7 protein-coding genes and 1 riboswitch are annotated in these 7,862 nt (G+C 43.7%); of the genes, 6 read left to right on the top strand and 1 reads right to left on the bottom strand.

From position 1 onward, the window contains the following. Window positions 1–743: S-adenosylmethionine synthetase N-terminal domain-containing protein (locus AACZ11_RS12680; RefSeq protein ID WP_290628414.1), on the bottom strand; the 743-nt coding region annotated here is incomplete at its 3' end. A 243-nt stretch (window positions 744–986) separates the two neighbouring features. Continuing rightward, a riboswitch (SAM riboswitch) is annotated at window positions 987–1,094 on the top strand. A gap of 110 nt (window positions 1,095–1,204) precedes the next feature. Between AACZ11_RS12680 and AACZ11_RS12675 the strand changes: the two genes are divergently transcribed. From AACZ11_RS12675 to AACZ11_RS12650, 6 genes are read left to right on the top strand one after another with little or no spacing between them, the layout of a single operon-like run. After that, window positions 1,205–1,624, top strand: coding sequence for an OsmC family protein (locus AACZ11_RS12675; RefSeq protein ID WP_290628412.1), 420 nt, complete (start codon window positions 1,205–1,207; stop codon window positions 1,622–1,624). Continuing rightward, entirely contained in the window at window positions 1,621–2,640 is a 1,020-nt protein-coding gene (locus AACZ11_RS12670) for a homocysteine S-methyltransferase family protein (RefSeq protein WP_290628409.1), read from the top strand. The genes AACZ11_RS12675 and AACZ11_RS12670 overlap by 4 nt, the downstream gene beginning before the upstream one ends. An 8-nt stretch (window positions 2,641–2,648) precedes the next feature. Further along, window positions 2,649–5,339 (top strand): methionine synthase, encoded by a 2,691-nt coding sequence (metH, locus tag AACZ11_RS12665; RefSeq protein ID WP_290628407.1) that lies wholly within the window; start codon window positions 2,649–2,651, stop codon window positions 5,337–5,339. Beyond that, window positions 5,340–6,296, top strand: coding sequence for a methylenetetrahydrofolate reductase [NAD(P)H] (gene metF, locus AACZ11_RS12660; protein WP_290628405.1), 957 nt, complete (start codon window positions 5,340–5,342; stop codon window positions 6,294–6,296). Window positions 6,297–6,330: 34 nt separating this feature from the next. Then, a complete protein-coding gene (locus tag AACZ11_RS12655) occupies window positions 6,331–6,762 on the top strand; it encodes an Rrf2 family transcriptional regulator (protein ID WP_290628403.1) in 432 nt (143 codons plus the stop codon). Continuing rightward, a complete protein-coding gene (locus AACZ11_RS12650) occupies window positions 6,763–7,704 on the top strand; it encodes a pyridoxal-phosphate dependent enzyme (protein ID WP_290628401.1) in 942 nt (313 codons plus the stop codon). It abuts the gene before it with no gap. Window positions 7,705–7,862 lie beyond the last annotated feature (158 nt).

Genomic DNA, 7,862 nt, shown 5'->3' with positions numbered 1-7,862 from the left:
TGCGGCCCGCCAATAACAAACTTTCCGGTAGGATTGATATGGTAGGTGATATCGTTGTTAAATAAGGCCTGAACATATTCCGGAAGTTGTTTTTTCACTCTTGGAATAAGGATCTCGATAATATCTTTCTTGATCTTTTTTAGCATGATTTCATCCTCATCAAATTCATCATGCTGTGTTGAAACAACAATGGCTACGATCTTTTGAGGTACATTGTCATCGCTGTATTCAATAGTTACTTGGCTTTTAGAATCGGGTCTTAGATATGGAATTTCATTTCCTTCACGACGCAGTGCCGCAAGTTCAATTAGAATTTTATGTGATATGTCTAAGGCCAAAGGCATGTAGTTGGCCGTTTCTTTGGTGGCATACCCAAACATCATTCCTTGGTCACCTGCGCCCTGTTCCTCTTTAGTATCTCGATCCACACCTTGATTTATATCTTTGGATTGTTCATGGATCAACGAAATTACGCCGCACGAATCGCCGCTAAATTGATAGGCACCTTTGGTGTACCCTATCTTATTGATCACATCACGGGCAATGTTCTGCACATCGAGATAGGTATTGCTTCGAACCTCTCCGGCCAAGACTACTTGTCCGGTTGTTACGAGGGTTTCACAAGCAACTTTTGATTCCGGGTCGAATGCTAGGAAGTGATCGAGCAATGCATCACTAATCTGGTCTGAAACTTTATCCGGGTGTCCTTCAGAAACACTTTCCGAAGTAAATAAATACGCCATACAAATGGTTTTAAAAATTTAAAATTAACGGAGATTTGACGGAAGCGTCGAAGGTAGTTTGCACTGCCTTTAGCATTTTTTAGGGAGGTTGCAATCAGTCAAATCTTTCCTCTTTACTTTCTTCGGGCAAAAGTAAAAAAATAATGTGAATAGCGATTCCTTTTCAAAATATTTCAGAAAAAATTTGGATGTTCGGTTTTTCAATTCAATATTTGTACTCGTTAAGTTCACATCTTTATTGAAATGTTATCAAGAAAGGCGGAGGGATTAGACCCGTTGAAGCCTTAGCAACCCTTTCTCCTGAAAGAAGGTGCTACATTCTACACAATTTACAATGGTGATAGATAACACAGGGATCAATTCTACTTTCTCGTCCTTCTTGATACATTTTAATTGCTAAGACTAACCATGGTTCGGTCTTTAGATCTTGAATTTTGACAATGTCAAAAAAAAATGTAACTATGAGAGTAATCCTTAAGCGTACTAATGACGACTACCTTTTTGAAGCAAAAGGTCCCAACGACATTCCGGTACAGATCGATAATAAAAGTAATGACAACGTTCAAGGAGCGAGCCCCATGGAGTTGGTGCTTATGGCCGTTGGCGGCTGTAATGCAATTGATATTATCTCTATTTTAAAGAAGCAGCGTCAGCAAGTTACATCCTACACCATTGAAGTAGACGGAAAACGTAAAGAACTCCGGGATGCAAAACCATTTGAAGCGATCCACGTAAGTATCTTCTTAGACGGAGACATTCAGCCTGAAAAGGCAAAACGGGCAGCGGCTTTAAGTTTTGAGAAGTATTGCTCGGTCTCTCTTACTTTGGCAGGATGCGTTTCGGTGACCTATTCGATCATTTTAAACGGTACGGCGATATGAAGGAGATCTTAAAGGCAATGCAAGAGCGCATTCTTATTTTGGATGGCGCCATGGGTACCATGCTGCAGCGGTATAATTTTTCTGAAGCGGATTTTCGCGGTGAGCGATTTAAAGGATATCACCTTTCGGTGAAAGGGAATAATGACTTGCTTTCCATTACACAGCCTGAAGCTATAGCCGAAGTGCATCGCAACTATTTTGAAGCCGGGGCAGACATCGTCGAGACGAATACCTTTTCCGGAACTACCATTGCCATGGCCGACTATGAGATGCAAGACCTCGTTTACGAACTCAATTTTGAATCGGCAAAAATTGCAAAGCAGGTAGCGCAAACGTTCACAGCGCGTGAACCCCACAAACCTCGTTTTGTAGCGGGTGCCATAGGACCTACCAACAAAACTGCCAGTATGTCCCCGGATGTGAACGATCCCGGGTATAGGGCCATTTCATTTGAAGCATTGGCGAAAGCCTATAAACAACAGGCGACAGCGCTTATTGAGGGTGGTGTGGATTTGCTATTGGTTGAAACTGTTTTTGATACTCTTAATGCGAAGGCTGCTTTGTTTGCCATAGACGAATTGAAAGAAGAACGCCAATTGGATATTCCGGTCATGGTAAGCGGAACTATTACCGATGCCTCCGGAAGGACCCTGTCCGGACAAACTGCAGAAGCGTTCCTTATTTCAATATCTCATATTCCACTCTTAAGCGTGGGTTTTAATTGTGCTTTAGGGGCAAAACAATTGGCGCCTCATTTGGAAGCGATTTCAAGAAATACAACCCTGGCTGTTTCTGCTTATCCCAATGCCGGGTTACCCAATGCATTTGGAGCCTACGATGAAAGCGCAGAACAAATGGCTTCGCAAATACGTGAATATTTGGACAAAAAACTAATCAATATCATTGGAGGGTGTTGCGGAACAACGCCGGAACATATTAAGGCGATCGCTCAGTTGGCATCGCAATATCAACCACGGCCATTTTCTATTTCGAACCAATCAACTGTGAATATATAACGCGCTGTATGGAGAATCGACTTAATGAGAAGCGGTATTTGAAACTTTCAGGGTTGGAGCCTTTGGTGATCACACCCGAAAGCAACTTTATAAATGTAGGAGAACGCACCAATGTGGCAGGATCCCGTAAGTTCCTTCGATTGATCAATGAGGATAATTTTGAAGAGGCACTTTCGGTGGCCAGACATCAAGTAGACGGCGGAGCACAGATCATTGACGTGAACATGGACGATGGTCTTATTGACGGAAAGGCAGCGATGGTAAAATTTCTGAATCTTGTCATGGCCGAACCGGACATCGCCCGTGTTCCGGTTATGATCGATAGTTCAAAATGGGAGATCATTGAGGCCGGATTACAAGTAGTACAAGGAAAGTGTGTGGTAAATTCTATTAGCCTCAAGGAGGGAGAAGCAGAATTCATTCGGCAGGCAACCTTGATCAAACGCTATGGCGCAGCTGTGATCGTCATGGCTTTTGATGAAAAAGGTCAGGCAGATACCTTCGACCGAAGGATCGAAATAGCCAAACGCAGTTATGATGTGCTAGTGGATAACGTGAAATTTCCACCGGAAGATATCATCTTCGATCTCAACATCTTTCCGGTTGCTACGGGCATGGAAGAACATCGCAAGAATGCCGTAGATTTTATAGAAGCGACGCGCTGGGTGCGAACGCATCTTCCCTATTGCAGTGTGAGTGGCGGCGTGAGCAATGTCTCATTTAGTTTTAGGGGGAACGACACGGTTCGAGAAGCCATGCACTCTGTCTTTCTATATCATGCAATCCAGGCAGGGATGAACATAGGGATAGTGAATCCGGCGATGTTGGAGGTTTATGACAGTATTCCGAAAGATCTTCTGGAGCGCGTAGAAGATGTAATGCTGAACCGAAGGGACGATGCCACGGAAAGACTTTTGGATTTTGCCGAAACGGTAAAACAGACAAGTAAAGAAAAGACCGCAGATCTTGCTTGGCGAGAAAACACCTTGCAAGATCGAATCACACATGCTTTGGTGAAGGGTATTGACCAATATATTGTCTCCGATGTTGAAGAAGCAAGAACTACCGTGAAGGCACCCATTGAGGTGATCGAAGGGCATTTGATGATAGGAATGAATGTGGTGGGAGATCTCTTCGGAAGCGGTAAAATGTTCCTGCCGCAAGTGGTGAAATCGGCGCGTGTCATGAAAAAGGCAGTGGCGTATCTTTTGCCTTTTATTGAAGCTGAGAAAGACGGGAAGGCACAATCCAACGGAAAGATACTCATGGCTACGGTAAAGGGAGATGTGCATGATATAGGGAAGAACATCGTGGGCGTTGTACTCGCATGTAATAATTATGAGATTATCGACTTAGGCGTGATGGTGCCGCCGGAGAAAATCATTTCCGAAGCGAAGAAACACTCAGTCGATATCATTGGTCTCAGTGGTCTAATCACCCCTTCCTTGGATGAGATGGTCTTCCTCGCAAAAGAAATGCAGCGGCAGGACTTCAAAGTGCCTTTGCTTATTGGAGGAGCGACAACCAGTAAAGCGCATACCGCAGTTAAGATCGATCCTCAGTATCAAGAAGCCGTAGTGCATGTAAACGACGCATCGCGAGCCGTTACCATTGTGGGCGATCTGCTTCAAAAGGAACATTCCAAAGGGTTCAAGGACCGCCTCAAAGTGGAGTACGCCGAGTTCCGTGAACGCTTCCTCTCCCGACAGTCTGAAAAGACCTATCTGTCCATTGCGCAGGCAAGGGAGAACCGACTGAAGTTGGATTGGAAAGCTACTGAAATTACAACGCCAAAGCATTTGGGAATTAAGGTCATTGAAGATTTTGATCTTGAGCATTTGGTGCCTTATATCGATTGGACACCGTTCTTTAGAAGTTGGGACCTTCACGGCAAATATCCCGAGATTCTTACAGATGAGGTCGTAGGAATACAGGCTTCAGAATTGTATTGCGACGCTAAGAAAATGCTTCAGAAGATCATTGCTGAAAAGAAATTACAGGCAAAAGCGGTCTTCGGAATCTTTGAGGCTAATAGCGTACAGCATGATGATATCGAGGTCACGCCCACTTCCGAAGAGGGTTCAGAAAAGATCTATTTCAGGACGCTGCGTCAACAGAGTAAGAAAGCTGAAGGACGCCCCAATATTGCCTTAGCAGATTTTATTGCTCCTGTGGAAACGGGACTGCAGGATTATATAGGGTGTTTTTGCGTTACGACCGGTTTCGGAACAGATGAACTTGCAAATGAGTTTATAGCAAAATTGGACGACTACAATGCCATTATGGTGAAGGCTTTGAGTGATCGACTCGCCGAAGCGTTTGCCGAATACCTGCATCAACAGGTACGTACCCAATATTGGGGGTATGCAAACAATGAGCAGCTTTCCAACGAAGCACTTATAAACGAACAGTATATCGGAATTCGCCCGGCACCGGGATATCCCGCCTGTCCCGATCATTTGGAAAAGGAAACTATTTGGAAACTCTTAAAAGTAAAGAAACGCATAGGCGTCACCCTTACTGAAAGTCTTGCCATATGGCCTGCAGCATCGGTCTCCGGCTATTATTTTGGACATCCGGAAGCGAGATATTTTGGCGTGGGAAAGATCAAGGAAGACCAGGTGGCCGATTTTGCAGAACGCAAGAAAATAACATATGAACTAGCCGAAAAATGGCTTAAAACGAATATAGCAGATTAGATGAAAGTTTTAGAACATATAGCGAAGGCAAATGGCAAGACCCAATTTTCCTTCGAGATCCTACCGCCTTTAAAAGGGCAAAATATACAGTCCATTTTCGATAGCATTGATCCATTAATGGAGTTCAATCCGCCATTTATTGATGTGACTTATCACAGAGAAGAGTACGTATACAAAGAATTGGAGAATGGTCTGTTGGAAAAGAAAGTAGTGAGAAAGCGTCCCGGGACCGTGGGAATCTGTGCCGCTATACAAAATAAGTACGATGTGGATGCCATTCCGCACATTCTGTGCGGCGGATTTACTAAGGAAGATACCGAGAACTTTTTGATCGACTTGGATTTCTTGGGGATCGATAATGTGATGGCGCTACGCGGCGATGCCGTTAAGAACGAAACCTATTTCACTCCGGAAAAGAAGGGACACGCTTATGCCGAAGAGTTGGTAAAACAGATCGAAGCGCTCAACAGAGGAACTTATTTGGATGCCGAGACTTTAAATCAGGCACAAACCAATTTTTGCATTGGTGTAGCCGGCTACCCGGAAAAGCACGCCGAAGCACCCAATATGGAAAGTGATATCCACTTCTTAAAAAAGAAATTGAAGAACGGAGGTGCGTATGTGGTGACACAAATGTTCTTCGACAATGCGAAATTCTTTCAATTTGTAAAGAAATGCAGGGAAGCAGGGATCGAGGCTCCCATCATCCCGGGATTGAAACCCTTGTCTAGCAAGAAGCAACTTAATCTTATTCCGCAGCGTTTTAATGCCGAGTTGCCCGATGCATTGATCCAAGAGGTCCTTAAATGCAAAGATGCAGAACAGGTAAAAAACGTTGGTATCGAGTGGTGTGTCATGCAAAGCAAAGAGCTCATGGCAGAAGGGGTCCCATTTCTACATTTTTATTCTATGGGTAAAAGTGATAATATTAGAACCGTGGCCTCACAATTATTCTAAAATATATAAGTTTAATCAATAAGAATCATACGCTATGCTCTCCCGAAAAACGAAATACGGATTAAAGGCGCTTACTTATCTGGCAAAGAGGAAAGGGAACACGCCTGTGCAGATCTCAGTGATTTCTGAAGCAGAGAATATCTCTCAAAAGTTTTTGGAAAGTATTCTTTTAACACTTCGGAAGGCCGGATTCCTTGAATCGAAAAAAGGCAAGGGTGGCGGATATTATTTATTGAAGGATGCAAAAGATATTCCTATTTCTGAAGTTTACAGAGTACTGGAAGGACCCATTGCTATGGTTCCCTGTGTAAGTTTGAATTTCTATGAAAAATGCGATGATTGCCCCGATGAGGATCGGTGCAGTGTGCACAGGCTCATGATACAAGTTCGGGATAATAACTTAACCATTTTTGAGAATACGTCACTGCAAGATCTTATCCGGCAAACCACTCAAGACCCGCTCTAAATGATCCCTGCTAAAACTGAAATCGAAGCGGCTTACCAAAGGGTGAAACCTTTTGTACACAGAACTCCGGTGCTTACATCAAACTTGGTGAATAGGCACATCAATGCTGAGCTCTTTTTTAAATGTGAGAACTTTCAGAAAATGGGAGCCTTTAAAATGAGGGGTGCCGTCAATGCTATTTTGCAACTAAGTGAAGAAGAACGGAAAGCCGGGGTGGTAACACATTCTTCAGGGAATTTTGCTCAGGCAGTTGCCTTAGCTGCCCGTACCTTAGAAGTTAAAGCGTATATCGTGATGCCTTCCAATGCCCCTGATGTAAAAAAGCAGGCCGTGATGGGATACGGAGGTATTATTACAGAATCTGCCCCTACCTTAGCGGCTAGGGAAAAAGCTGCCGACCATATAAAAGGTGAAACCGGAGCAGTGTTCCTACACCCATCCAATCAAATGGAGGTTATTCTTGGCAATGCTACGGCAACCGTAGAGTTACTCGAGTCCCATCCCGATCTTGATGCGGTAATCACTCCGGTAGGCGGAGGCGGTTTACTCGCGGGTACGGCTTTGGCGGTTCATTATTATGGCAACGGTTGTTCGACATTGGCCGGAGAGCCCTTTGATGCAGATGATGCGTATCGATCGTTCCACTCGGGGCGTATAGAGACCAACAAAGTGACTAATACCATTGCAGACGGACTTAGAACGCAATTAGGTTCTGTAAACTTTCCCATTATTAAAGAACTCGTTTCTGATATTCTGCTAGTGGAGGAAGATGAGATCGTCAATGGTATGCGCTATCTTTGGGAACGACTTAAAATAGTGATCGAGCCTTCTTCGGCGGTGCCTTTTGCGGCAGTATTGAAACACAAAGAACGTTTCAGAAACAAAAAAATAGGAATCCTTCTGTCAGGCGGAAATGTGTCCCTTTCGCAGCTTCCTTTTTAGCCCTTAAATGCATTTTTTATTTCGTTTTCAGATACGAAGTATTACTGTATATTTACGGCTCTTAAATTGGTATGAACAAGTTTTTTTGTATTCTAATTGCTCTTCTTTCGGTTCAGCTTTCATTGGCGCAACAGAAGGAACTGAAACCTTTTTCAATA

The organism is uncultured Altibacter sp. (assembly GCF_963972995.1).
Taxonomy (GTDB): domain Bacteria; phylum Bacteroidota; class Bacteroidia; order Flavobacteriales; family Flavobacteriaceae; genus Altibacter.
This window is presented reverse-complemented; position numbering and strand designations above follow the sequence as displayed.

Coding starts and splice junctions, on each gene's coding strand:
- AACZ11_RS12675 (WP_290628412.1), top strand. CDS start 1,205: ATGAGAGTAATCCTTAAGCGTACTAATGACGACTACCTTTTTGAAGCA.
- AACZ11_RS12670 (WP_290628409.1), top strand. CDS start 1,621: ATGAAGGAGATCTTAAAGGCAATGCAAGAGCGCATTCTTATTTTGGAT.
- metH (WP_290628407.1), top strand. CDS start 2,649: ATGGAGAATCGACTTAATGAGAAGCGGTATTTGAAACTTTCAGGGTTG.
- metF (WP_290628405.1), top strand. CDS start 5,340: ATGAAAGTTTTAGAACATATAGCGAAGGCAAATGGCAAGACCCAATTT.
- AACZ11_RS12655 (WP_290628403.1), top strand. CDS start 6,331: ATGCTCTCCCGAAAAACGAAATACGGATTAAAGGCGCTTACTTATCTG.
- AACZ11_RS12650 (WP_290628401.1), top strand. CDS start 6,763: ATGATCCCTGCTAAAACTGAAATCGAAGCGGCTTACCAAAGGGTGAAA.